Source organism: Acinetobacter sp. YQ_14, from assembly GCF_043102985.1.
Lineage (GTDB): Bacteria > Pseudomonadota > Gammaproteobacteria > Pseudomonadales > Moraxellaceae > Acinetobacter > Acinetobacter venetianus.
The window spans coordinates 180,284-206,513 of the sequence record NZ_JBICJJ010000019.1 but is presented as its reverse complement, the minus strand read 5'-3'; the positions used below and the strand labels follow the sequence as shown (position 1 = coordinate 206,513).

25 protein-coding genes and 1 pseudogene are annotated in these 26,230 nt (G+C 37.5%); 21 read left to right on the top strand and 5 right to left on the bottom strand.

The window, feature by feature from the left end:
* Window positions 1-88 precede the first annotated feature (88 nt).
* The 6 genes and pseudogenes from ACF8D3_RS09875 (at window position 89) to hisG (ending at window position 4,894) form a co-directional block, all read left to right on the top strand.
* Window positions 89-411 (top strand): annotated as a pseudogene (locus tag ACF8D3_RS09875) (hypothetical protein).
* Between the two features lie 189 nt (window positions 412-600).
* Window positions 601-2,049: an RNA polymerase factor sigma-54 gene (locus ACF8D3_RS09870; protein ID WP_286990053.1), complete on the top strand. Its 1,449-nt coding sequence runs from the start codon at window positions 601-603 to the stop codon at window positions 2,047-2,049.
* Window positions 2,050-2,217: 168 nt separating this feature from the next.
* Window positions 2,218-2,559, top strand: coding sequence for a ribosome hibernation-promoting factor, HPF/YfiA family (gene hpf / locus ACF8D3_RS09865; protein ID WP_004881451.1), 342 nt, complete (start codon window positions 2,218-2,220; stop codon window positions 2,557-2,559).
* Between the two features lie 137 nt (window positions 2,560-2,696).
* Window positions 2,697-2,948 carry a BolA family iron metabolism protein IbaG gene (gene ibaG / locus ACF8D3_RS09860; RefSeq protein ID WP_004881449.1) on the top strand — a complete coding sequence of 84 codons (252 nt, stop codon included), beginning with the start codon at window positions 2,697-2,699 and terminating at the stop codon, window positions 2,946-2,948.
* Window positions 2,949-2,954: 6 nt separating this feature from the next.
* The gene (gene murA, locus ACF8D3_RS09855; protein ID WP_286990054.1) at window positions 2,955-4,214 is read left to right on the top strand and encodes a UDP-N-acetylglucosamine 1-carboxyvinyltransferase; all 1,260 of its coding nucleotides are present in this window, start codon (window positions 2,955-2,957) and stop codon (window positions 4,212-4,214) included.
* A complete protein-coding gene (gene hisG, locus ACF8D3_RS09850) occupies window positions 4,211-4,894 on the top strand; it encodes an ATP phosphoribosyltransferase (protein WP_004881446.1) in 684 nt (227 codons plus the stop codon). Before murA ends, hisG begins: the two co-directional genes overlap by 4 nt.
* 41 nt (window positions 4,895-4,935) lie before the next feature.
* Here the strand turns inward: hisG and ACF8D3_RS09845 are convergent, their stop codons facing one another.
* Window positions 4,936-5,805, bottom strand: a complete 870-nt coding sequence (locus ACF8D3_RS09845; RefSeq protein ID WP_392471286.1) for a sigma-70 family RNA polymerase sigma factor — start codon at window positions 5,803-5,805, stop codon at window positions 4,936-4,938.
* Window positions 5,806-5,811: 6 nt separating this feature from the next.
* Entirely contained in the window at window positions 5,812-6,243 is a 432-nt protein-coding gene (locus ACF8D3_RS09840) for a carboxymuconolactone decarboxylase family protein (protein WP_286943604.1), read from the bottom strand.
* A 269-nt stretch (window positions 6,244-6,512) separates the two neighbouring features.
* Between ACF8D3_RS09840 and hisD the strand changes: the two genes are divergently transcribed.
* Both hisD and hisC read left to right on the top strand, forming a co-directional pair.
* The gene (gene hisD, locus ACF8D3_RS09835; protein WP_392471283.1) at window positions 6,513-7,802 is read left to right on the top strand and encodes a histidinol dehydrogenase; all 1,290 of its coding nucleotides are present in this window, start codon (window positions 6,513-6,515) and stop codon (window positions 7,800-7,802) included.
* A 63-nt stretch (window positions 7,803-7,865) separates the two neighbouring features.
* On the top strand, window positions 7,866-8,951 hold the full coding sequence (gene hisC / locus ACF8D3_RS09830; RefSeq protein ID WP_392471281.1) for a histidinol-phosphate transaminase: 1,086 nt from the start codon (window positions 7,866-7,868) through the stop codon (window positions 8,949-8,951).
* 8 nt (window positions 8,952-8,959) lie between these two features.
* Here the strand turns inward: hisC and ACF8D3_RS09825 are convergent, their stop codons facing one another.
* Window positions 8,960-10,309: an anthranilate synthase component I family protein gene (locus ACF8D3_RS09825; protein WP_392471279.1), complete on the bottom strand. Its 1,350-nt coding sequence runs from the start codon at window positions 10,307-10,309 to the stop codon at window positions 8,960-8,962.
* A 504-nt stretch (window positions 10,310-10,813) separates the two neighbouring features.
* On the opposite strand from ACF8D3_RS09825, the gene ACF8D3_RS09820 reads away from it, so the two are divergent.
* The 6 genes from ACF8D3_RS09820 (at window position 10,814) to ACF8D3_RS09795 (ending at window position 18,909) form a co-directional block, all read left to right on the top strand.
* Window positions 10,814-11,782 (top strand): DUF6160 family protein, encoded by a 969-nt coding sequence (locus ACF8D3_RS09820; protein WP_327545488.1) that lies wholly within the window; start codon window positions 10,814-10,816, stop codon window positions 11,780-11,782.
* A 272-nt stretch (window positions 11,783-12,054) separates the two neighbouring features.
* Window positions 12,055-12,888 (top strand): C39 family peptidase, encoded by an 834-nt coding sequence (locus ACF8D3_RS09815; RefSeq protein ID WP_286943464.1) that lies wholly within the window; start codon window positions 12,055-12,057, stop codon window positions 12,886-12,888.
* A 42-nt stretch (window positions 12,889-12,930) separates the two neighbouring features.
* Window positions 12,931-14,052, top strand: coding sequence for a transporter (locus ACF8D3_RS09810; protein ID WP_392471276.1), 1,122 nt, complete (start codon window positions 12,931-12,933; stop codon window positions 14,050-14,052).
* A gap of 12 nt (window positions 14,053-14,064) precedes the next feature.
* Window positions 14,065-15,729 (top strand): OmpP1/FadL family transporter, encoded by a 1,665-nt coding sequence (locus ACF8D3_RS09805; protein ID WP_286943478.1) that lies wholly within the window; start codon window positions 14,065-14,067, stop codon window positions 15,727-15,729.
* Window positions 15,729-16,919, top strand: a complete 1,191-nt coding sequence (filE, locus tag ACF8D3_RS09800) for a putative pilus assembly protein FilE (RefSeq protein WP_392471274.1) — start codon at window positions 15,729-15,731, stop codon at window positions 16,917-16,919. The genes ACF8D3_RS09805 and filE overlap by 1 nt, the downstream gene beginning before the upstream one ends.
* A gap of 22 nt (window positions 16,920-16,941) precedes the next feature.
* Window positions 16,942-18,909: a hypothetical protein gene (locus ACF8D3_RS09795; protein ID WP_286943468.1), complete on the top strand. Its 1,968-nt coding sequence runs from the start codon at window positions 16,942-16,944 to the stop codon at window positions 18,907-18,909.
* Between the two features lie 44 nt (window positions 18,910-18,953).
* Here ACF8D3_RS09795 and ACF8D3_RS09790 read toward each other — a convergent pair whose 3' ends face one another.
* On the bottom strand, window positions 18,954-19,502 hold the full coding sequence (locus ACF8D3_RS09790; protein ID WP_061398085.1) for an NUDIX hydrolase: 549 nt from the start codon (window positions 19,500-19,502) through the stop codon (window positions 18,954-18,956).
* A 131-nt stretch (window positions 19,503-19,633) separates the two neighbouring features.
* Here ACF8D3_RS09790 and ACF8D3_RS09785 point away from each other — a divergent pair, with 131 nt between their 5' ends.
* The 7 genes from ACF8D3_RS09785 to fghA all read left to right on the top strand — a co-directional run bounded on the left by ACF8D3_RS09785 (window position 19,634) and on the right by fghA (window position 25,741).
* On the top strand, window positions 19,634-20,239 hold the full coding sequence (locus ACF8D3_RS09785; protein ID WP_392471271.1) for a CoA pyrophosphatase: 606 nt from the start codon (window positions 19,634-19,636) through the stop codon (window positions 20,237-20,239).
* 32 nt (window positions 20,240-20,271) lie between these two features.
* Window positions 20,272-20,799: a gamma carbonic anhydrase family protein gene (locus tag ACF8D3_RS09780; RefSeq protein WP_161626775.1), complete on the top strand. Its 528-nt coding sequence runs from the start codon at window positions 20,272-20,274 to the stop codon at window positions 20,797-20,799.
* A 142-nt stretch (window positions 20,800-20,941) separates the two neighbouring features.
* Entirely contained in the window at window positions 20,942-21,640 is a 699-nt protein-coding gene (gene tsaB, locus ACF8D3_RS09775) for a tRNA (adenosine(37)-N6)-threonylcarbamoyltransferase complex dimerization subunit type 1 TsaB (protein WP_392471269.1), read from the top strand.
* Window positions 21,641-21,648: 8 nt separating this feature from the next.
* Window positions 21,649-22,470 carry an undecaprenyl-diphosphate phosphatase gene (locus tag ACF8D3_RS09770; RefSeq protein ID WP_004881415.1) on the top strand — a complete coding sequence of 274 codons (822 nt, stop codon included), beginning with the start codon at window positions 21,649-21,651 and terminating at the stop codon, window positions 22,468-22,470.
* Window positions 22,470-23,273, top strand: a complete 804-nt coding sequence (locus tag ACF8D3_RS09765; protein ID WP_392471266.1) for a class I SAM-dependent methyltransferase — start codon at window positions 22,470-22,472, stop codon at window positions 23,271-23,273. The genes ACF8D3_RS09770 and ACF8D3_RS09765 overlap by 1 nt, the downstream gene beginning before the upstream one ends.
* A 208-nt stretch (window positions 23,274-23,481) precedes the next feature.
* Entirely contained in the window at window positions 23,482-24,927 is a 1,446-nt protein-coding gene (locus tag ACF8D3_RS09760; RefSeq protein WP_392471264.1) for a C13 family peptidase, read from the top strand.
* Window positions 24,896-25,741: an S-formylglutathione hydrolase gene (gene fghA, locus ACF8D3_RS09755; RefSeq protein WP_392471262.1), complete on the top strand. Its 846-nt coding sequence runs from the start codon at window positions 24,896-24,898 to the stop codon at window positions 25,739-25,741. The genes ACF8D3_RS09760 and fghA overlap by 32 nt, the downstream gene beginning before the upstream one ends.
* A gap of 29 nt (window positions 25,742-25,770) precedes the next feature.
* On the opposite strand, the gene ACF8D3_RS09750 is transcribed toward fghA, so the two are convergent.
* Window positions 25,771-26,046, bottom strand: coding sequence for a DUF2218 domain-containing protein (locus ACF8D3_RS09750; protein WP_392471260.1), 276 nt, complete (start codon window positions 26,044-26,046; stop codon window positions 25,771-25,773).
* Window positions 26,047-26,230 lie beyond the last annotated feature (184 nt).

The following is a 26,230-nucleotide window of genomic DNA, read 5'->3' as shown; positions in this document are numbered from 1 at the left end:
CGATGATAAAAATACGAGTCAATATTGAAAGAGTCGTGCTATTTTTATTCTAATTAGATGCTAAATAAGAAATGCTATTAGGACCGATATGATTCTCTATGAACTTTTATCTGCTGTTGGAATTGTTTATTTAGGTGTTTAGTATGGAAGTGGTTAGAAAAACCTAAGCAACAATATCAAGCACCTAGAGTTATTCGCAAATGGATATTGGATGATCCTGATGGTGAGCTGTATGTAGCTTCTATTACATCAGATCAAAAGGTGTCGTCTGCTTGTGGGAGATATGCAATATCTTCTGGTTCAACGAGCACAACTTGGTCTGGCTTTTTAGCAGGAGATTTAAATGAGCTTGTGCGAACAACGATGGGACAGGAAATGCTTGAATGTCTTAAGCAGCAAAATCTAAAATAATTCTATGCAGTTTTGCATGCTTGTTAAATGAGAGGGCTAAGCTTTCCATTACAATAAATATTTGCCCTTTGCTATTTTTTTGAACAGATTAGTCAGTGGAAAAGAGCTTTGCTTATAGGCGGAAACATTGCTTTATGTTATAAATATTTTAATAGGCATGTTTTTTGCTTAATATAAAAGGGGAATACCATGAAATTATCTGTTGGGTTGAAAGTTGCGAACAATCTCTCGTTAACTCCTCAATTGCAACAGGCTATTCGTCTTTTACAATTATCGAGTCTAGAATTAGAACAAGAAATACAAATTCAATTAGATAGTAATCCATTACTTGAAAAAGTTGAGGAAAATGGTTCTACAGAAAGTTTATCTACACTTGAGTCGCAAGAAACAGGTGATTTAACAACTGAGCTAAATGCTGATCATTTACCTAATGATTTACCTGTAGATACAGAGTGGGATGATATTTATACCCATCAATCAACAGCCTTAGCGACCCCGGAATATGAAGAGCGAGAAGATAATCGTCAAGTTCATTTAGGTTTAAAAGAACATATTTTAGAGCAGGTTAATCTGTTACATTTTTCTTTAATTGATAAATTAATTGCCTACTGCATTGTTGATTCTTTAGATGATAAAGGGTTTCTAGATGCAGAGTTGGACGATATTTTATTAGCCGTCAATCGGTTATTACAAGAAATGGAAAATGATGAAGAGGTTGAAGAAGATGAAGTTATCGTTGTTTTAAAACATATTCAACATTTAGATCCAATTGGTGTGGGTTCTCGAAATTTGGCTGAGTGTTTGAAAATTCAGTTAGAAGGCTTACATGACAAAGTTCCTTATATTTCAGAAGCAAAGAGTTTACTAAAATATTATGAATTATTGATCTCTAATGATTTAAATAAATTATTAAAGCAAACAGGTTTATCTAAAGAACAGCTAAAAAGTGCTGTTGATTTGTTAAAAACATTAAAGCCTTATCCTGGTTTAGAGTTTGACCAACAAGAGTCTGAATATCAGGTTCCAGATGTTGTTGTGGCAAAAAAAGATCAGCATTGGCAAGTACAACTCAATCCAGATGTGATGCCAAAACTACGCATTAATTCATTTTATTCAAATATGATTCGCCGAGCAGATCAAAGTGATGATAATGTTTATTTGCGAAATCAAATGCTTGAAGCTAAAAATTTTATAAAAAGTATTGATGAACGGCATAAAACACTTTTAAAAGTTGCAACTTGTATTGTTGAGCATCAACGTGCTTTTCTTGAGCAAGGTGCAGAGGCAATGAAGCCATTGGTTTTACGTGATGTAGCTGAGGAGGTCGAATTACATGAATCGACTGTATCGCGTGTGACGACTAATAAATATATGCTGACGCCACGTGGTTTATTTGAATTGAAATACTTTTTTTCAAGTCATGTTGGAACGACAACAGGAGGCGAGGCTTCATCAACTGCGATTCGCGCAATGATCAAAAAGCTGGTTTCCAATGAGAATCCTCGTAAGCCTTTGTCTGATAATACAATTGCTGAGATGTTGAAAAATGAAGGTATTGAAGTTGCTCGAAGGACTGTAGCGAAATATCGTGAATCGTTACATATTCCATCATCTTCTGAAAGAAAAGTCTTGATCTAAAATTCAAGGTGTGACTATTCTAGGTGTTCATTATTACGAAATAATGAATCTTTTAATAATCACTAGAGGAATCGCTGTAATGGTTTAATGAATGTTAGGTAATTGATATGCATTAAATTTATTTGAGCGATTTTCTTGATTCCTGAGAAAAAGGTGAGGGATAGAATTATGCAAATAACGATTCGTGGACACCATTTAACAATTACGCCAGCAATTGAAAAAAATATAAAAGAAAAATTTAGTCAGATGACTAAGCATCTAGATCAAGTGAATAGTATGCAAATCAAATTGGCTAAAGATCATCAAATTGATAAACGTTCGCATAAAGGCAGTGCAAACCATATTGCTGAAGCAATTATACGTTTGCCGGGGATTGAGCTGTTTGCTCAAGCAACTGCTGATGATATGTATACTTCGATTAAAAAGTTAACAGAAAAATTAAAAAGACAACTTGCAAAACATAGAAAAATGCAGTGTTCATATCAACATGAATTGGCACTTTTGAGTTAATTTTTTGTATTTATAAAAGAGGCTTTTTTTGAGCCTCTTTTTTTATTGATAAAAAAAGAAACTGCGTACTGAATTATGTGAAAAAGTTATAGTAAAATAACTCGTTTTACACCAATGGTTGTATAAGAGGTCTTGAAATGAATAGTGAGCAGCTCACGCAAATTTTAAAAGAAGCCTTCCCTGAAGCAGAAGTAGCAGTGAGTGGACAAGCTGGAAAATTTGACCTTCGCATTGTTGATGATCAGTTTGAAGGTAAAAGAACGGTAACACGTCAGCAAGCGGTTTATGCACCTCTAAATTCTTATATCGCGAGTGGTGAAGTTCACGCAGTAACAATTCGCGCAATGACAAAAGACGAATGGCGCAAAGCAAGCCTTTTCGGAGCTTAAATATTAATGGATAAATTTTTAATTACGGGCGGCGTTAAGCTCGAAGGTGAAGTACGCATTTCTGGTGCTAAAAATGCCGCTTTGCCTTTACTTGCTGCAATGATCCTTGCTGACTCTCCGATTACGTTAACTAATGTACCAAATTTAAAAGATGTAAATACGCTTGTTAAATTAATTGCTGGTTTAGGCGTGACGATGAGCTATGAAGGGGAAACCGTTCATGCTGATACATCAACATTAGATAATCAATTTGCGCCTTATGAGCTTGTTAAAACCATGCGAGCATCAATTTTAGTGCTCGGTCCATTGTTAGCACGTTATGGTAATGCAAAAGTTTCATTACCTGGTGGCTGTGCAATAGGCTCTCGCCCTGTTGATCAGCATTTAAAAGCTTTAGAAGCCTTGGGCGCACAGATTGAAGTAGAAAATGGTTATGTCCATGCTTCAGTTGATGGTCGCTTAAAAGGTGGTGAAGTTGTATTCGATATGGTCACTGTTGGCGGTACTGAAAACATCTTGATGGCTGCTGCACTCGCGGATGGTGTGACCACGATTCGTAATGCAGCTCGTGAACCAGAGATTACTGATCTTGCTCAAATGCTCATTAAGATGGGTGCAAAAATTGAAGGGCTTGATACAGATACTTTAGTGGTGACCGGTGTTGAAAGCTTACATGGCTGTGAATATGCTGTGGTTGCTGACCGTATTGAAACGGGCTCATATTTAGCTGCTGCTGCTATTACTGGTGGCCGAGTGAAAGCCACGCATACTGATCCAGCTTTATTAGAAGCAGTTTTGGATAAGTTTGAAGAAATGGGGGCAGAAGTCACTCGTGGTGATGATTGGATTGAACTTGATATGCAAGGTAAGCGTCCAAAAGCAGTGAGCTTTAGAACATTGCCGCATCCAGAGTTTCCAACTGATATGCAAGCACAGATCATGGCCGTGAATGCAATTGGCCGTGGATTTGCAACAATTTCAGAAACAATTTTTGAAAATCGTTTTATGCATGTCCCTGAACTTTCACGTATGGGTGCGAATATCCAAGTTGAAGGTCATGATGCAGTTGTAACTGGTGTTGATAAGCTCCAAGCGGCACCTGTGATGGCAACAGATTTACGTGCTTCATTCTCACTTGTTCTTGCTGCATTAGTTGCAGAAGGTGAGACGCTGGTTGATCGTATCTATCATATCGATCGTGGCTATGAACATGTTGAAGATAAATTACAAAGTTTAGGCGCTCAAATTAAGCGAGTAAAAGGATGAATGACTTAAGAAACGATGATCCAAATTTTGATGTAATGGGTAATTTTGATCATGGTTTAACTTTAGCGCTCAGTAAAGGTCGTATTTTAAAAGAAACATTGCCGTTACTTGAAAATGCAGGCATTAATTTACTTGAAGATCCAGATAAGTCACGTAAATTGATTTTCCCAACAACACATAAAAAAGTACGAATTTTAATTTTGCGTGCTTCTGATGTACCTACTTATGTTGAAAATGGTGCGGCGGATTTTGGTGTGGCGGGTAAAGATGTATTGATGGAACATGGTGCGCAACATGTTTATGAGTTACTTGATCTAAAGATTGCCAATTGTAAGTTGATGACTGCTGGTAAAGTGGGAATGGAACGACCAAAAGGTCGTTTAAAAATCGCGACCAAATATGTCAATTTAACTCGTCAATATTATGCAAGCTTAGGTGAGCAAGTTGATGTCATCAAACTATATGGATCAATGGAATTAGCGCCATTGGTTGGTTTGGGGGATTATATTGTCGATGTTGTTGATACTGGCAATACCTTACGTGCCAATGGCTTAGAGCCATTAGAGGAAATTTGCAAAGTTTCTTCGCGCTTAATTGTGAATAAGGCAAGTTTTAAACGTAAACAAGCGATCTTAAATCCAATTTTGACTCAGCTTGAAGAGGCGATCAAAAATCGTTAATCGTATTTTTGAATTAAAAAGGTCAACTGAGGTTGGCCTTTTTATTTGAGTTTTTCTGGATTTCGTAATACGTAGATATCAGAGATTTGTGATTGATTGAAATTAAAAGTGATTGCAGTTACATAGGTCTGGTTGTGGTCGTACAGTTTGAAACCAAGATTGCCATTCAAGAGACATATTTTCCAAGATAACTCATTCCACGCAATAAAGAGCAAACGTTCAAAGAAGCGTAATACATCCGATTGACCTATAAATGGGTGACGAATTGCAGAGACCTTGCCGCCACCATCTGCTGCAATTTGGATATCTTGACTCAGTAACTCTTTAAGTCGTTCAATATTCTGAGAATGAACAGCATCTTTAAAAGCATGAAGCAGGACAAGTTGTCGTGAGGAGGGAATCGTTGAAAGTATTTTAGATTCTGACTTGATATGTTTCCGCCCACGAGTCACTAATTGTCGACAATAGCTTTGAGTCTCTTGTAGAAACTCTGAAATTTCGATGTAATCAAAATTGAAAATATCATGCAGTAAATAGGCTGCTCGTTCTTTGGCGGAAAGTTTTTCTAATACTAAAAGAAAAGCGGTAGAAAGCGTGTAATCGGATTCAATGGATAAGTCTTCTGACTGATCATATGGCTCGGGTAGCCAAGTTCCAATATATTCAGTTCGAGATTTATGATGCGAACGTAGAAGATCAATACAGTGGCGAGTGCATACAGCGGTTAGCCAAGCTTGTGGATTGATAATATCTTGTTTAGGTTGTTGCTGCCATTTGATTAAAATTTCTTGTAAAACATCCTCAGTTTCATGTATTGACCCTAAAAGTCGATAGGCAAGGCCAAACAAAAATGCTCGGCTTGCCTGAAATAGCTTTAAATCTTCATTACTGAAATTTGTGGTCGTATTCATTTGATTTTAGTGTTGAGCGATACCAATACGATTCCATAAATTAATCATACCAATGAGTAAAGTTAAAGCAGAGATTTGCGCTTCACTGAAATATTGAAGTAACACAACACGAAGAGGTTCATAGTCTGTTTGAACTTGTAGTGTTGTCAAAGCTTCTACCCAAGCAAATGCAGCTTTTTCTTGTACATTGAAATCTGAGCAGTGTCTCCAAACAATTAATCGATCCAAACGTGTTTGTGTTTCACCATCTGCGAGTGCTTCAGTAATGTGCATTTTGACGCAAAATGCGCGTTGATTGATTTGGGAGGCTCTGAGTAAGACAAGATGATACAGTGAACGTTCGATGAGTGTTGATTGCTCAATATATTGATGAACTTGTTGTAAATAGTGAATTGCATCTGGTAGATGTTTTTGCGGGTGGATATTATGACTCGACATTTTTATTTCCTAATTACAGCGGATTTGCTAATAAACTGACGATTCAGGGATATAAATTGTGACAGTTAAAAATACATTTAATTATAAATAATTGTATTTGTTATAAAAATTCTTAGTTTCTTTATAGTGTTTACTATTTTTCATTGAAAATTAATCATTCATCTAGCTTATCTTTCTACACGATTGATTTTTTAGGCGGAGATTGCACCCACAAGCCTAATGAAAAAGAGTAAACTTAGCGCTCTATTATTCGCCTTGTGGGTAAATTGATGCGACGTTTATCGACTCAGGATCAGAACTTTAAACAGGCTTTTGCTGAACTTTTAGCATTTGAAACTGTGAATGATCCTCAATTAGTACAAACCGTAGATCAAATTATTGCTGATGTTCGTCAGCATGGTGATGATCATGTACTTAAATTAACACAGCAGTTCGATCGACATCCAGCGCATCAATTCTCTGATTTAGAGTTAACTCAAGTACAACTCAAATCTGCATTTGATGGCTTAAGTTTTGAAATACGCGAAGCACTTGAACTTGCTGCTAAACGTATCCGTTCATTCCATGAGGCACAAAAGCAAGATGGCTGGACTTATGTCGATGAGTTAGGTAATACGCTAGGTCAAAAGGTTACACCGCTTGATCGCGTTGGGATTTATGTGCCAGGGGGATTAGCCTCATATCCATCATCAGTTTTGATGAATGCTTTACCTGCACATGTGGCTGGCGTGCCAGAAATTATTATGGTCGTACCGGCACCAAATGGTGAGTTGAATCCACTTGTATTGGCGGCTGCCTATTTAGCTGGTGTGAGTCGTGTGTTTACTATTGGTGGTGCACAAGCGGTTGCAGCATTAGCCTATGGAACTCAAACAGTTCCAGCTGTAGATAAAATTACAGGACCTGGCAATCGTTTTGTCGCAGCTGCAAAGCGCGCGGTATTCGGTCAGGTCGGTATTGATATGATTGCAGGCCCTTCCGAGATTTTGGTGTATGCCGAAGGTGAAAATAATGCAGAATGGTTAGCTATGGATGTATTGTCTCAAGCAGAACACGATACCGTTGCTCAAGCAATTTTTATTACGCCTGATGAGTCGTTATTAAATGCTGTCGAAGTAGCCATTGAAAAGCATTTAAGTGAATTACCAAAAGCTGAAATTGCGAAAACATCGATTCAAAATCGTGGTGCATTAGTACTGGTAAAGGATCGTGCAGAAGCGATCGATCTCATTAATCAAGTTGCGCCTGAGCATTTAGAACTGTGCCTAGACGATGCTGAGTTGATGAGCCAAGAAATACGTCATGCAGGTGCAATCTTTATGGGGCGTTATACCCCTGAAGCAATTGGCGATTATTGTGCTGGTCCAAACCATGTGTTACCGACTTCAGGTACAGCACGGTTTTCATCGCCACTCGGTGTTTATGATTTCCAAAAACGCTCAAGTCTGATTATGTGCTCACAGGAAGGTGTTAAAACTTTAGCGAAGACCGCCGATGTTCTTGCAGTGCAAGAAAATTTGGATGCCCATGCTCGCTCAGCACGTTACCGTTATCAATAACCGATTCGAGAAATAGATAGGGGCTGATAAGCCCCTTTTTTGAGACACAAAGAGAGTAGAAAAATGACGTTTACACCAGAGCAAATGCGTTTTTGGAGTCCAGAAGTTCGTGAGTTAGAGCCATATGTGCCGGGCGAGCAACCTAAAATTCAGAATTTACTCAAACTCAATACCAACGAAAATCCATATCCGCCATCACCAAAAGTTGTGGAAGCCGTGCAGGCAGTTTTAGCTAATCAAGCTGATGCCTTACGTTTATACCCTGATCCTGATGCGACTACTTTAAAACAGGCGATTGCTAATCAGCAACACGTTGATATTGCTAAAGTCTTTGTAGGTAACGGCTCAGACGAGGTTTTAGCTCATATTTTCAAAGCTTTCTTTATTCAAAAACAACCTATTCTATATCCAGATATTACCTACAGCTTTTATCCTGTTTATAGTCAGTTTTTTGGAATTGAAACTAAACAAATTCCATTAAATGATAAGTTTGAAATCGATGTTGCAGATTATCAGCAAGAAAATGGCGGTATTATTATTACGAACCCAAACGCACCGACTAGTATTGCTTTGGGGCTAGCTGAGATCGAGCAAGTGTTACAAGCGAATCTAGATCGTGTGGTTGTGATTGATGAGGCTTATGTTGATTTTGGAGCGGAATCAGCTGTTCAGCTTGTTAATCGATATGACAATTTAGTGGTATGTCAAACAACTTCAAAATCACGTTCACTGGCTGGCTTACGTGTCGGTTTTGCGATTGCACAGCCACATTTAATTGCTGCACTTGAAGCTGTGAAAAATAGTTTCAACTCTTATCCAATTGATCGTTTTGCGATAGCAGCAGCAGTGGCATCATTTGAAGATCAAGTTTATTTTGAACAGCAATGCCAAAAAGTCATCGAAAGCCGTGAACTTATTGTGAATGATTTGACTGCGCTTGGCTTTAATATCTTGCCATCCAAAGCTAATTTTATATTTGCGACGCATCCTCAGCATGATGCAGGGCAGCTTGCTCAACAGTTGCGTGAGCAGGGAATTATTGTTCGTTATTTTAATAAGCCGAGAATTAATCAATTTCTACGTATCACAATTGGTACAGATGAACAAAATCAGCGTTTAGTCGAGACACTTCAAACGCAAATTTTATAAGTCTCACTTTAGTTTTTAGGCTTCTGCTGTGTATTGATTAAATCAAGCATGGCAGAAATCTTATCAAAGCATTCTTGATATTCTGCTTCAGCATCAGATGCAATGGTAATTCCTCCACCAGCCCACATTGAAAGTTGATCTTGATATTTCTGAATACTACGAATCAAGATATTCCAACAACCTGTCCCATCAAAATTGAAATAACCAAGACTTCCACAGTAAGCACCGCGTGGCGCTCCTTCAAGTTCTTCAATAATTTGCATCGCTCTAATTTTTGGTGCACCTGTAATTGAACCACCAGGAAGTGCCGATAAAAGCATCTCCATAGGATGAATGTCTGGTTTTAATTTTGCTGTAATTTCGCTTACCATATGATGAACTTGGTTAAAGCTCTCAATTTCAAATAATTTAGAGGTTTGAACAGAACCAGTTTCGGCATACAAACTCAAATCATTTCTGAGTAAATCAACGATCATGACATTTTCAGCTTGATCTTTCTGTGACTGACTTAACTTCTCTTTAGAAAGTTGATCCGCTGCTAGATCGTCAAAACGCGGCATAGTCCCCTTAATTGGACGGGTTTTTATCTGTCTATCATTTTGAAATTCTATGAATAATTCTGGAGAACAGCTTAGTAGCTCAAATTCATCAACTTTCAAGTAACCTGAGTAAGGTGCATGCGTTAGTTCCCAAAGTTTTTCAGCTTGACTCAGTAATGAACCACTCGCTTGAGCGATAAATTCTTGCGTAAGATTAATCTGGTAACAATCTCCAGCCTTAATGTATTCTTGGACTTGATTGAAAGCATTTAAATATTGTTGTTTAGACCAACGAGGATGGCATTTTTCATTTAACAACAGTCCGTCAATATCTGCGTCTTGATTGATCAAATGAGAAATATCTTGGAAAACTTCTTCTGCATTCTTATCGTGACTATAAAAATACCAAGCTTGATCATGGAGTTTTAAAAAAGTTGAATATTGACCTAAAAAAAAGCTTGGTTGGGGATGGGATTTAATATTTACAGACAAATTTGCACTATAGTCATAACCAAAGAAACCAATATATCCACCTTGAAATCCTTGATTAGTATGATTTCTGAGAACAGGGTTATTATCACAAGTGGAAAATTCTAAAATTGATGTTGGGTTCATTTCTTGTGAATAGTGATTAAAATTTTCACGATAAAATTCTTGAATATCTGAGCTTTGACCAACTAAAAATCTATTTGGTAAAAATGCAATAACAGGATGGTTGTGATCATGCAAATAAACTAAACCAGTCAATTCTTTAAGTCGAGTGATAAGGTCGAATGCTGAAATATGCTGGGTTTCAAGTTTTTGCTGAAAAAGAGACATAAATTGACAAGAGTTGAAGCTATTTATGGAAAGGCAAATTGTACTACAGCTTCAAAAATCTAGTTATCTTTAACATAAGCTGATCTTAAAAATATGGAATTTGTAGCCCTTCAAAAATACAGTTTGAACACTTGTTAGCATAAAAATTAAATTAAGTGCTTTTGTTAACAACTAGCATCAAGCCTTAGCGTTCAGATAAATGGAAAGTAAAGAGAAAAATAAACATATTTTTGAAAATTTGGTTTAAAAAATATCAAATAAGTTCAATTAGTTGTTTTCAGACCTTAGATACAAAAATTACGTTTAATTTTTATGCCGTTTATCGGGTTGTTTATAAAAAGGAGTTAACAGGAGTTGAACATAAAATAACAAACAGGTAATTTAGTACTTGCTAAGCGAACTACTCAAGGATTGGAAGTTCAAGTTGTCATTTAAGAATAAAACAACAGTGGACAGTTTAGAGTAGTGTAAGTCAAAAAATAAATGCTCTTGGGAGAGTGCTCAATGAAAATGTTTACTAAACTAGCTTTAGTTTCTTCAATGGCGATTAGTGCAAATGCAATGGCTATGCAAGCGATGGATGATGCTGCTCTTAGCTCTGCAACAGGTCAAGACGGTATCAATCTAGGTATCGGTATTTCAAAAATTGAAATCGAAAAAGTATTAATTCACGATAACGATGGTTTAGCTACTGCTGCACTTGGTGGTACAGGTAACGCTGGTGCAATCGTTATTAAAGGCAATGGTATTGCTTCAGATGTAAATGAGACTAACGGTATTGTAATTTCTCCAAATGCATCGTCTCTTTTAGCTTCTCATAACCTTGCAGATATTGTAATTGATACTGATGCTGGTGCAGGTGGTGGTAACACTGCTTTCTTAAATGTTGCAGCTCAAGTATCTGGTTTGCAAATTGATATCGGTGAAATCGGTGTTTCTGCTTCTAATACAGCTGGTACAGGTCCTGGTATTCGTCGTGGCAATGATGATACAAACTACAATGCAATCTTATCTGGCTTATCATTGAAAACAGGTGTTACAAGCGCAAATATTCAATTAGGTGCGGCTCCACAAGGTGCTATGATTGCACTAAATACCACGATGCAGGGTGGTTTGGAGATTACTAATTTAGGTATTTTAGATAACTCTACTGCTGATGCTGCTGCAAGCCGTGACGCTGGTGAAATTCGTATTGGTAGTATTAAAGTTGCTGATGCTGGACTTACTGATTTAACTGTAAATGCTAAAGTAAGTGTATACGGTGCTTCTGCTACAACTGGTAATGGATTCCTACAAGTTATTACTGGTAATGGTGCAGCGACTCCTAAAACAGATGTTTACATTCAAAGTGTTAAGTTAGGTAGTGATGCTGCTGGTTCAATCGGTGATGTTGAAGTTCAAGGTATGCAAACTTACTACAACGTAGGCGCTGGTGATGTTGCTGGCTCTCGCATTACAATTTCTGGTCACTAAGTTTAAGCATAAAAAAAGCGCACAATGTGCGCTTTTTTTATGCTATTAAATTTACGTGAATAAAATTAAACTTTAAATGGTTAACATTGAGCTCACATTTTTATTAAAAATTAACGTAATACTTAATTTAGCTACATTTCGTCAAAAAAAACTAAAAAAATGCTGTTTTTTTCTATAAAAAAAGGTATCTTCAACATACAGGGACGTAGTGTCATCGACGCTAAGAATAAAATGAATAAGGCAAGTAGTGCCGCTGTTAAGAAAAGAGACTTATGTTAGAGATTGCTTTAGGCTCTGCATTGATGTATTACTTTACAACGCAAGCCTTTGAGATAGAGAAAAAGCCAGAAGGGACTGTATATTATACAGAAACTTTAGATTCAAGAAATCCTTCATTTACACGAAACCACCATGAAGCAGTGACGATTAAACCTGCTGTGGTTGATCAGTTTCGAGGTATTGTAAGACAAGCTTATGACTATAGTTGTGGCTCAGCAGCTTTAACTACTCTTTTAAATGGATATGGCGGTTTAAACTTGACTGAGCAGCAAACTATGACGGGTTTGCTTCAATATGGTGAATATCAACGTATTATTGAGCGAAGAAGCTTTTCATTGCTTGATATGAAAAGATTCGTAACTGCTTTAGGTTTAAATAGTGGTGGGTATCGCGGTGAATTCTCTGACTTAATTGCTTTAAAACAACCTGCGATTGTTCCAATTACTTATGCTGGTTTTAAACATTTTGTAGTATACAAAGCGTATAAAGATGGAAGGGTGTATGTAGCTGATCCATCATTAGGTAATATCAGTTTTGATGAATCTCGTTTTAAAGAGATTTGGGATAATAATACTTTATTTATTATTGATATCCCCGAACAGTATCGTAAGAACTTTTTGGCACTGCAAGATGCAGATATGCGTCATGTAGATGACGCAACTATAAACAGATATGCTCTTGCTGAAATTCAGTTTCCAAATCAAAAAATGGAACGTATTGCTGATAAAGCATCAACTATGCGTCGAGTTTTAGATGCTGATCCTAAATCTGAAAACTACAATAAGCCAATTACGACTTATATGCGGATGTATTACAAGCGTAAATAACCAATAAATTTAGCAAATTAAATGTATAAGTAGGATGTTACAATGAATAATCAATGGATGAGTATGAGTGTGCTGGCCTTGAGTCTAAGCGCTATCACTTCAACAATTTATGCCGAAGAGCAACCTGTAGTTGCTCAAGTTGAACAAGTTCAAACTGGAGACAGTAATGATACTGAGATACAAGATACTCAATCTGATACAAACGTTAATCCCGAAGGAAATGATGTAAATCAAGCCGCAAATGCATTACAGAAGAAAGAGGGTGATGCGACAGGCGAGACAAATTTACAAGAAGTATTTACATCAAATGAGCGCCAATATTCTTTAATAAAAAAAGGTGTTTTTTCATCTTATTATGATATTGACTATACGTATTATCGAGATAGTCGAATTGACTTAGCAACGAATGATAGCTCAAGTTCATTAGCACGTTTGCGTGTCGAAGAAGATGCTAACCATACTTTAACAAATACTTTTACTGTGCAATATGGTGTTCTTGATAATGTAACTTTATCCGCTTCTTTACCATTAATGGCTAAAAAAGATTTATTACAAGACAAAACTGCTGCTGGTTTAGGTGATATTTCTTTTGGTGCACGTTGGGAACCATTCCCATTAAAGCAAGGCCGTCTACCTTTAGTACTTTTTGGTAACTTATCTACTAAAACTGGCGATAGTCCATACGAGATAGGCATTGATGAGCTATCAACAGGTAAAGGCTATTATTCTGTTGGTGTTGGTGCTAGTACACGTAAATATATAGACCCAGTAGTACTATTTACTTCTGTGTCAGCTAACTATGGCCTTAAAGAGTCAGGGCTTAATCAATTACGTGGTAGCCGTACGCTTGAGAGCTTTGATCCAGGTTTAAGTGGCGGCTTCTCCTTCGGTTTTGCTTATTCATTTAACTATGATGTGTCTTTGACAATGTCTTACCAGCAAAGCTTTAATACTGGTGCTAAGTTCTATTTTAAAAATGATGAAAGTTATAAGTCAGCAGATCAAAGTAGTGCAATGCTTTCATTTGCTTTAGGGGTTCGTGTTTCGCCAGAAACTATTGTGAATGGCACAGTTGGGATAGGTTTAACAGAAGATGCCCCAGACGTATCTTTAGGTTTATCCTTCCCGCTAGATATTATAGGTTTCGGCAAAAAAATACGTTAAGGAGATATAATGGTGAAATATCCTAAATTATGTCCTTTAACACTTGGTATTTTAGTTGCAGGACTTTCGAATATTACAAATGCTCAATTAGGTCAAGATTTATCTGTCGATTTGCGCTCGCTTGCTTTGGGAAATGCAGTTACAGCTGATCCACCAGGGATTAGTGCTGTTCATTTTAATCCAGCAGCATTAACAAAAATTGATGGATTACAGACTGATGTTCAAGGTATTTTGGCAAATTTTGCTATAAAAAGAGATTACTCTGCACCAGCAGGGTATAACGTTTTTGGTTATTCAGATGATCCGTTAGTATGTAATGATGGACCAGAAAATGACTCAAGCATTTGTACTGACTTCAAAGGTACAGTCTCTGGTGATGTTGAATATGCCAGTATCTATGTTCCTATACTTAAAAAAATTGTTGATCTTGGCCCAAACTCACCTTTAGCTGCGCCAACTGCTGGTATCGCATATAAACCACCTGGTTCAAAAGTAACATACGCAACTGCAGTATACGCACCATTGGTAGCTGGTTTTGGAGCAGAAGATGGTAATCCTAGTAACTATATGGGACAACAGGTTGCTTTAGAACGTATCACATATCTTTCACCATCATTTGGTTATCAAGTTAACGATCATTTATCAATTGGTGCATCTTTTGGTATGTCATATCAAGCGATCGCAATGAAAACTGATTTAAGATTTCCAAATGAAATGATTGGGGTACTTCGTATGGTTGACGAAGTAGTATGTGGTCCTTTTAAAGACAATGGAGATATTATCACTGACTTACTTCTTTTTGGTATGTGTAATGCCAAGGAAGGAATGAATCCATTTAATAAGATGGGTGCACTGGATGTATCGTTAGAGCAATCGCTTAGTCCAAGTTATAATTTAGGGGTGCTTTGGGAGCCTACCGATGATTTTAGTTTTGGTATGGTTTATCAAAGTGAAGCTAAAATGCGTCTGCGTGGTAAGTACTTAATTAACAATGCCACTGCGCCTCAACAGCTTATTGCTGGTTTGAACTCATCTGCAACAGGCCAAATTTTAGCTGCAATTTTAGGGCTTCCTGGTTATGTTCCTAATGTAGAGTCTGGTTTAGTTGCGATGGACTTTAAATATCCACAACATTTCAAAGCTGGTATCAAATATAAAATATTTCCAGATTTACAAATGAATTTTGATATTGGTTGGACTGATTTCTCAGCATGGGATAAATTTAAATTTGAATTTGATCGACAGATTTCATTATTAAAAGTTGCAAAACTATTATCTGCAGATGTAACTGATCGTTCATTAGCGTTACCTTTAAAGTTCCAATCCTCATGGCGTTGGGGAATCGGCTTTGAGTATTCGGCAACAGATCGTTTGAAATTAAGAATTGGATATGAACCACGTACGAGTTCTATCCCTGATGATAAGCGTAATACCATGGTACCAATTAATAACGCACAGTTATTTGGTTTGGGAATAGGTTATCGTTTTGATCAGGATACGGATCTTGATCTATCGTTGGGTTTTTTACGTAGCCGCGATGATATTCCAGCAAATACAAGTAGCCTTTCAAATAAAACAGGGGTTGATAATATTTTATTAAATCCTTATGCAGGGCTGAATGTTAAAACTAATACCAAAGTCACTTTGCTTGGTATCAACTATAGAACTAGATGGTAATGCAAAATAAAAGAAATCAACGATCAAAATTCACTTTGCTGATTATGTCTATCGGTTTAGTGAGCGGATCCAATCTATATGCAGATGGTTTCTATACAATCATTGGTCCAGATGGTCGACCAATGATTGTTCCTAAAAAAGAGGAGAGAATGGAACAGGCTTTACCTAAAAATCATAGGGAACACCAGTCTAATATTTCAACCCAGCCAGTCATTTCTAATAAAGACCAGTTTGTTGTAAAAAAAACTACTGAAGAAAACGTATTAAAACAGCAGCCTCAGAATGAATCATTAGTTACCAAAGAAGAGAGCATTAGCACGAAGACTTATGAACCAATGAACCCTATTGCTTCGGATGGCGCTAACAAAATTATCTCTAAAGATCATCTTGATAGTAAAGCTATTATTGAAAAAAGTATTACATTGCCTGCATCTAATATAAATAATAAAAAAATTCAAGAACAGGCAGTAGTCGCCGTAAATAGCAAAAATACATCTGAACCTAAAGTACAAGCCGTTACAAATGTTGATGGAGTCGAATACGTAAATAGTGAGTATTTAGAAGATCAAGAGTTTAACTTAGAAGGGAAAAAAAGATTTTATGTTATGCCCGATGGAAGCGGGAGATTAGAAACGGTTGAGCGGAAAAAAGGTGTAAGCCGTTCTATGTTAGATCGCATCATGAATAGGACACCGCAATCAGATAAAGCAATTGTTTTATCTGAAAACTATATTCGTTTGTCTACTCAAGATTTAGCTTTAGCTTTTGAAAATGATCGTTGTTTTATTGAAAACTATTCAAAATCTATTAAAAAGTTAAAACCCCAAAAAGAACTTGGTCTTTGGCCAAGAAAGCCAGTAAAAGAAAAGTTTGAATATGAGTTGGTTGAACTAGATCCTTCGACTGAATATATACAGATAGAATCCTATGCATCTAATAATGAAAAACCAAATTATTATTGGCCATTGATAATATTCTTGGATGATAAGGGGTGTATTCAAGAGGGCGTGAGTGGTTTCAAAAGTGCTAATAACTCAGCAACATTATTCCAACATGCAGCTATTCAAGGTGTTATAAAGATACCATCTAATGCCCATTATATGATGATGACTCCTTTGGCATCTGCTGTAGATGTTCCAGAAAATGAACTCTCTAATCAAGGGCAACTAAGAGTCTCTGTTTTAAAGTAATTAGGATATAGGATCAAAGAATATGAAAAGGAAAATATTATTACCATTTGCATTATCAACCTTAGCTATTTTTTTAAATGGTTGTGGTGGTGAGAGTGCGAAGATAAATGAAGATCCAACAAAGGGGGTTGGAGGAGTCACAGAAAATACAAGCTGTGATGTAACAGCAACAGACTGTTTAGAGTTTGCTTTAGATTATCCTATTGCAGGGCTTAATTTCGATTGCAGTACAGATACTATTAATCATTTTGCAACAAAACTAGATGGAAATGTTGTAACTGGGGCTTGTAAGGTTGGTGATGAGGTTTCTTTTTATATTCAAGGTGAGGGTTCTCGTAAGATCGACTTAGGTACAGTAAAACTAAAAGATATATCCCCAATAAAATTAGCAACTCCACCACGTATACGTTTGATAGATATTGCTAGTGCTATAGTGGGCAAACCCCCTACAACAGTAAGTCAAAGTGATGATACAGTTCGTGTTGGTATGGCCTTAGTCAAAATATTTCAGAGCTTAGGTCTAGAGCGCGAGGATAATGTTATAGGAGATATTCAGCCAACAGAATTAACACAAGAAAAGAAAGATGAATTGGCAAACATATCGAGAGATATTAGTTCTGTTGAGCTTATCAGTGGTCAATATCAAGAAATATTAGAGCCTTGGTTGAATGTAGGGCAGATGTCAGATGATGAGGCTTTCACTTTATTAAAACAACTAATAAACTTGTCTGGGACAGCTATGTGGGTTGCGGAGCAGCCACTTTTGTTAACAGGAGGAGCAGGAACATCTTCAGCTGTTGGTTTACCAGATGGTTTTTTTGGCTGTAATAAAGATATCTATGCCGATTGTATTTCATCAAAACAAAGCAATTTATTACATTCAATGGGTGATTTCATTTTATTGACAGATCGACAAGGTTATACTTTTGGGTATGGTCGGCAATGGCGAGGAGCTGCAACCATTAGCGGAGGGGTTGTACAGCCCCCAATTGTTTTAACTACAAAAGAGAAGCCTAAAAAAATTAGATTAAATGCACAAAACCAATGGCTAAATACAGTTAGTAATACAATAAATACTAATCAGCCACTGAGGTTTAGTTCAACTAATAATTCTTCTGATGATCTTGTTATTAATCAAGGTAAAGTCATGGGTGATAGTACAATTGTTGGTACAGAGGATTATTATAAAGAATTTTTAGGCTTGGGTAAGAGTGTTACTATTGATAATAGTCATTTAGGTTTATGGAAGCAAACAATTGATAGTCAAACATATAAAGGAACTATCGATATTTATAAACTGAACCCAGTCAGTTATTTGTCGAAAGATATTTTTAAAACTGAGAAAAATGTTAAATTGAATCAGAATTACATTTTTCCTTTATATGCAACTTTGAATTTTAAATTTCAAGACACAAATTCTCCTGCAGTCGACTTAGGTATTGTCATTGATGAAAATGGTGATATTCGTACAGATATTAAAAGTAACTCGACCACAACTGATATGAGTGGTATTTGTGGAACTGTCAAATCTATAAATACTGACGGTACAATTACAGATAGTAATGATCAAACACAGTATCGTATTGGTACAACAGGTGGTACAAGATTTGCTACTAGTGATAGTTCTGTAACGGTTCGTATGATGTTGTCTAATATTAATTTAGGTGCTTTGGATGGTATTTATTTTGGGACAAATTTAGGTGGCATATCGAATGCAAAGATTAATTTACACAACTTACTTGCTGGACAATCAAATGGTATTAATTTATCAAATTTTGATAATGAAACTGTGTATTGGGAAAATGGGTATGCACGTGGATTGTTTACCTACATTACAGCATACGATAAATTAACTGATACGGTAAAAAATCAATATACTCCTCCTACGGATGAAGAAAGAGCTATAGCAAAACGTTATTTGGGTACGGTCAGCATCAGAGTGGCTGATCAAAGTATTGCTGAGTGTAAATCTATTAAAACAAAGTCTTAATTGTTCATTCCATAAAAAGGACCGCATCAAGCGGTCTTTTTTATTTATCCAGTATGATCAAGTCGTGTTCCAATGGTTTCTAAATGAGCTGGAAATAGTCCATCTTTACGATCTGCAAAGTAATGTTTCAATGTTTGCTCTACACTTGGAAATGCAAGCTCAGTCCAAGGAATTTCATCCTCTTCAAAAAGTCGGCATTCGAGGCTTTCTTCACCTGCTCCAAAGATACCTTCCTTAATTTTTGCTTTAAAAAGAACATAAATTTGTCCAATACGAGGGATATTGTAGGTACAGTAGAGTTGTTCGATTTCAACTTCAGCTTCGGCTTCCTCTCTTGTTTCTCGAGCAGCACCTTGCTCCATGGTTTCGAACAGTTCCATATAGCCTGCGGGTAAAGTCCACAACCCATAACGTGGCTCGATTGCTCTGCGACAAAGTAAAACCTTATCATCCCAAAGTGCCAGAGCACCGCAAATAACCTTAGGATTCTCATAATGAATATTGCCGCAGTTGGTGCAAACAAGTCGGGTTTTATGATCACCTAATGGGATTTTTGCTTCAGTTTCATGTCCACACGCAACGCAAAAGCTCATAATTATCATCAGCGACAGAGATAACTCAGCATAACTGAATTTTTCTGACTTCGCATCATGATCTATGATTGTGGTTCAAATTTCGGCTATGATGTTTAATTAAGGGAAATAGAAAAAGAGTGATGCTTGATATGGATGAACAATCGTTAATCGAACTTTTACAACAACGGTTGCGTTTTTCCAAACGAATCCAACAAGCAGATGCCGCAGTTTTAATTGCAATTACACAAGAACAGAAACCCAAAGTTTTACTTACACGCCGCTCTATTCATCTATCACAACATGCTGGTGAGGTATCATTTCCTGGCGGGAAGCGAGATCCAAGTGATACCAGTAACATTGTGGTCGCTTTGCGTGAAGCACAAGAGGAAACAGCATTGAATCCTTTTGATGTGAAGCTTTTAGGTGATTTGCCTATTCAACGTGCTCGAAGTGGGCTTTCCGTGAAGCCGATTGTTGGCTTGATACCAGCTCAAGTTGACTTGATTGCGCAGCCAACCGAAATAGATCGGATATTCTTTGTTCCTTTGCAAGAGCTGATTGATGCACCGCCATTACCCTATGAGGTACGACTCGCTCGTCAATCGATTTATTTTCCGAGTATGCAAGTTGAAAGTGAAATTGTTTGGGGCTTAACTGCACGGATGTTAGTGTCTTTATTTCAGCATGGGTTAGGATATCAGAAAAAATGGCCTTTTTTGGTCAATCCTCCTAATTTTGGTTTAGCTAAGTTTTAAATGTTTTATTTAGATATAGAGTTATTGACATGATGTATAAATACAAAGGATTGAGTCCTAAAGCTTTACATGAACCATGGGATGGGTGGGTTGCGCCTACCGCAACGGTCATTGGACAAGCTGAACTGGGTCGACAAGTGAGTATTTGGTTTGGTGCTGTGGTCCGTGCAGATAATTGTGTGATTCGTATTGGCGATTTTTCTAATATTCAAGAGAATGCTGTTTTACATACAGATGCGGGTATTGAACTCAATATTGGTGAATATGTTACCGTTGGCCATAAAGTGATGTTACATGGTTGTACGATTGGTGATAATTCACTTATTGGGATGAATGCCGTTATTTTGAATAATGCGGTCATAGGAAAGAACTGTATTATTGGCGCAAACGCTTTAATTCCTGAGGGGAAGGTGATTCCAGATAATTCTGTGGTTATGGGATCACCAGGTAAAGTTGTTAAAACTTTGGATGAACAAGGCGCTGCTAGATTGCGTTTGAGTGCTTTGCATTATGCTGAACACTACAAAAACTTCTTAGAGTTAGAAGCATTTAGCTTCTAACTAGCTGTCTCATAAAAGATGTTCGGATTGCCAAGTCTGTACTTGGCTTTTTTGTATCTATAAAAACAGAACAACTCGCCTATCAGCTTTGAGTGGAGTATGATACTCGACGATTTTTCTCTCTTTTAGTTAAGGTTTTTGCATGAAGTTGCTTGCATTGGAATCTGCAAATGAGCAGTGTTCTGTTTCATTAATTGATGATTCTCAAGAACTCTATTTTCAGCTAGATGAGCGAGCAAAAGCCCAAACGCAAACGATATTACCTTTAATCGAACAAGCATTGTTACAGACAGCTACTCAACTCGCAGATTTAACAGCAATTGCTTTTAGCCGTGGTCCAGGTTCATTTAGCGGTGTGCGAATTAATGCCGCGGTGACACAAGCCTTAGCATGGTCACAAGACTTACCTGTGATACCAGTTTCAAGTTTACAAGCCTTGGCACAAGCGGCATATCGTTTAACAGGTTTGCAGCAGGTAACGGCAGTTTTAGATGCGCGTATGCAAGAAGTTTATATCGCTAACTTTTGCATGGATGAACATGGCATCATGCAGGCTATAGATGAAGAAAAATTATTAAATTATGAACAAGCGACTACTTATTGCAAGTATAAACCAGTTGGATCTGGTTCAGAATTAATTAAGCCTGAGCACATAGACTCTCCAAATATTTCCATTCAAATATCATCTGTAATAAAAATTCAGGCAACAGCCAAAGATATTGCGACGATTGCACGTATGCGCGCAGTTCAACAAGATTGGGTAGATGCGGAGCATGCTTTGCCAGTTTATTTGCGTGATGATGCGTGGAAAAAAATTCCAGAACAAGGTAAGTCAAATTAAGGTTAACTATGGATCTTTTATTGCTTTTTAAAGCAGCGATTATGGGGTTGGTTGAAGGGATTACAGAATTTCTTCCAATTTCAAGTACAGGGCATTTGATTTTAGCTGGACAACTTCTCGATTTTTGGACAGTAGAAAAACGAGATATGTTTGCTGTAGCTGTACAGATTGGTGCGATTGCTGCGGTTATTTATGAGTACTGGGGAAAGCTTTGGGGTGCTTTGATTGGTGCATTAAAAGGGCAGGAGCAAGGTCGTCGTTTAAGTCTGAATTTAATCATTGCATCGATTCCAATTGTGATCATTGGTTTGACTTTCGGTGATGTGGTCAAGGCATATTTATTTAATGCGATTACAGTTGCAATTGCTTTGATTGTGGGTGGTTTTATTATTCTGTGGGCTGAACGCCGTCAGCATCAGATTGTAACTCAAGAAGTCGATGATCTAACCTTTAAACAAGCAACCTTGATTGGTTTGATTCAATGTTTAGCTTTGTTTCCAGGAACGTCTCGTTCCGGCTCAACAATTATTGGATCGTTGTTTTTGGGCGTTTCGCGTAAAGCGGCAGCTGAGTTCTCATTCTTTTTGGGTATTCCTGTACTGATGGGTGCCGGTTTGCTCGACATGTATAAGATGCGTCATGAGCTACATAGCAATGACATGCTAGTGTTAGCAGTCGGTATTATTGTTGCTTTTATTTCGGCGCTAATCGTGATCCGTGCGTTGATTCGTTATGTGTCGAAGCATGACTTTACTGCATTTGCCTATTATCGAATCATTTTTGGTTTATTTATTCTAGCGACTTGGTGGACTGGTTGGGTGCATTGGTAATGCAAATGATTTGTCGATATCAAGCTGAATATGAAGTACAGTTTCAGCAACTACAGGCTCGTTTTACAGAGTTAAATGTTCAGCTTGAAGGACAAACTGTCGAGAAAATTAACGCTCGGTTTTTACGTCTTAACCCAGAAATGACTTTGGTATTGGATAGCGATGGTTTAAGCCTCGCAGCCAATGGAATGAAAATGCAACCTGATTGGCGCGCAGAAATTCCTAGATTAAAACGTGCAAGTTTAAAATCAGAAATGATTGCAAGAGCATGTCAGTTAGGTGAAAAGCCGACATTAATTGATGCTACCGCTGGATTGGGCCATGATAGTTTGTTGATGGCCCATCTTGGGGCTGAAGTTCAGTTAGTCGAGCGCCATCCAATTTTGTTTGTTTTATTGGAATATAGCAAAGTTCAGGCTGAACAAGATTCTTTCTTGCAATCCACAGTGCAACGAATTCAGCTTGTTTTTGCGGACTCTAATCGTTATCTAAGTCAATTGATCGAGCAAAATGAACAAGTCGATGTCGTTTATTTAGATCCAATGTTTCCTCAGCGTGATCAAAACCAACAAGCGCTTAAGAAGCAAGCACAGGTCAAAAAACAAATGCAGCTATTGCATATATTGCTTCCCGAAGATGGAGAAATGGATTTGGGAGATCAGTTACTTGATTTAGCTAAACAAATAGCCAAAAGAGTAATTGTTAAGCGCCCACGACATGCAGTTTATTTGGCTGAGGAAACACCTGATCATCAGTGGTTAGGAGACGCTTGTCGTTTTGATGCATATTTTCCAAAAGGTTAAATCTGAAATCGCACGCAAGTGATTGTTTAGCTTAGGTCAATGCTCGGTAAAGATTTGTGATATAGTGCAAAAGCATGATTGCTAAAAAATTCTTGTCAAGTTTACACTAGTGCAGCGCATAGCATGTTTTTGGAAAAGTGATGTTCATTCTGTAACGTTTGGCATATTTTCAGTTTAGGCTTGAAAAGAGAAACTCCCGAAGAATTTTATGATAGACCTCAAACCCTCCATTAATATCTGGCATGATTTTAAAAGTAACCAAATTGCTGGAATGTGGTTGTTTCTAGGGTCTCGTCGTTCCTTACAAGTGGTTCATCCTTCGATTACTCAACTGATTTTGTGGGGTATTTTAGGAGGTTGTACTAACTCACTCTATAGTTGGTTAGTCGCAGGGCAAATGGGAGATTTTAACTCTCAAGGTCTGATTGGCTACGCGCTTTGGCCTTTTATTGCTTTGATTGTTGGGATTTTCTTATCTCAACGTATGAACCAGCCAAGATTAATGCTTGTACCTGCATTGTTATGGTTGGTCCTCGATACAAATATTCTCTTACTACAATGTTTGATCCAGTATTTAGGATCGAATGGTTACCTCAATTTTATCCCTGATAGTATCTACAATGGTTTTCTACCACCACTCTTTGTCGGACTTTTTGTTTGGCAAAGTTTAGCGGTTATTTGGGTTTTTTCCCGTGCTTTGAATTGGCCTTGGTGGGAGCGTGCTTTAGTCTTTGTCGCAACGATCGCAACCATGGTGGTTTGGCAGCTTTCGGTAAAAGACCAGCCGATTTGGAAGGTAGAAGAAACACCACCAACATTTGCAGAAGATGCTTTTTATGCACAAAGCTATTTGCTCGATAAAGCATTAGATCAAGTTCAATATGGCGATATTGCACAAAGTCATTGGTATTTCCTTGGTGTCGCGGGTGATAGTTATGTGGATGTATTTAAATCAGAAATTGAGCGTATAAGAGAACAATTTGATACGCGTTTTGGAACATTTGGTCGTTCTATCATGTTGATCAATAATCCTGCGACTCGTTTGGAAGTGCCAATTGCTTCAAAAACCAGTATAGAACTGGCGTTACGACGTATTGGTCAGCAAATGAATCGAGACAGTGATGTTTTATTTCTCTATATGACATCACATGGGGAACGAAATCATTTTGAAATTGAAAATGCTCCGCTAAATCTCGGTCAAGTTGATCCGAAATGGCTGCGGGAGACGTTGGATAAGTCAGGTATCCGTTGGCGTGTTATTGTGATCTCTGCATGTTATTCAGGAAGTTTCATTCCTGCATTACAGTCGCCTGAAACTTTGATTATTACAGCTTCTGCAGCAGATAAGACGTCTTTTGGTTGTAATAATGAAGCGGATTATACCTATTTTGGTCGTGCTTTCTTTGATTTAGCAATGCGTGAACAGTCTTCAATGAAAACAGCATTCGATCAAGCAAAGCAGACGGTCACTAAATGGGAAACATCACAAGGCTTTGAGCCTTCAGAACCACAATGGTCAATCGGACGAAATATGGAGTTGATGTTGCCACAACTTGAGCCATATTTATTTCCACAACAAAATATGACAACAACAGATATTACAAAACCACAGGATAATGAGCATGCAACTATTGCAAAAAAATCGTTGTTTTGAGGGAGAACAACGAATTTATCAAATTGACTCTCAGCATCTTAAAGGGGTGAGTAAAATCGGTGTTTATTTACCTCCTGCTGCTTTAGAAGGAAAGCCGTGTTCAGCATTGTTTTATCTTGCAGGTTTGACTTGTACAGAGGAAACGTTTGCAATCAAAGCACATGCGCAACGTATGGCTGCTCGTCTTAGCCTTATTTTGATTACCCCTGATACTTCTCCGCGTGGTGAAAATGTTGCGCAAGGTGATCATTGGGATATTGGGCAGGGTGCTGGTTTTTATATTAATGCGACTCAACAACCTTGGGCTGAACATTATCAAATGGAGTCTTATATTGTTGATGAGCTATATGCCCATGTCTTGCAAGAACTCCCAATCATTGAAAATCAAATCGGGATTTTTGGTCATTCGATGGGTGGTCATGGCGCATTAACGTTAGCATTTAAATATCCTGAACAATTTAAATCTGTATCTGCTTTTGCTCCAATCTGTGCACCGAGTATTTGTCCTTGGGGGGAGAAAGCATTTGGTCAGTATTTAGGTAATGATCAGCAGCAATGGTTAGCGCATGATGCATTGGCATTAGTTCAACAGAAAGGCTGCATTTTTGAAGAAATTTTAATTGATCAAGGGGTCGATGATCAGTTCTATAGTCAACTCAATCCAGAAAAATTCAAGCAAGCCTGCTTAGATGCTGGTCAGCCACTCACCTTACGTTTACACAAAGGATATGATCACGGCTATTACTTTATCCAAAGTTTTGTAGATGATCACTTGCAATTTCATGCCATTCAATTAGAAAAAGTGAATGCTTAAAAGAAAAAGAAGCTCTTATGAGCTTCTTTTTAATTGTGTGTCCATTCAACATTGAACTCTTGTTGAGCCATGCGGTTTAAATGATCAATCACGACTTGCTCTAGGTGTTGAACATCATCTTGCTGATTTTCAATCAATACACTTAGATATTGCTGTTGTGGTGTCAATGTAACGGTTGCGGTAGGCATAAAAATTTTTGAGTCAGTTTCGGTCTCAGCAACTTCGAATTTGTGCTTCCAATGATTGATGAGCCGTTTGCTAATGCGCTTACCTTCTTGAGTTGTAATCTGTGTCGTACTATTCATATCTAAACTTCATCTTCTGATTTTCACTGATTAAAAATAGCAAAATCAGTCAGGGTTAAAAACAGCATTCATGCAACGAGCTGTTGCAAGTTTGCAATGTGGTAATCGTGTCTTTGTAACAGCCCTAAAGTAAATGAATTTGCTATAATTCATTTATCATTTTTTCAAAGTTTGCCAGGTCTTC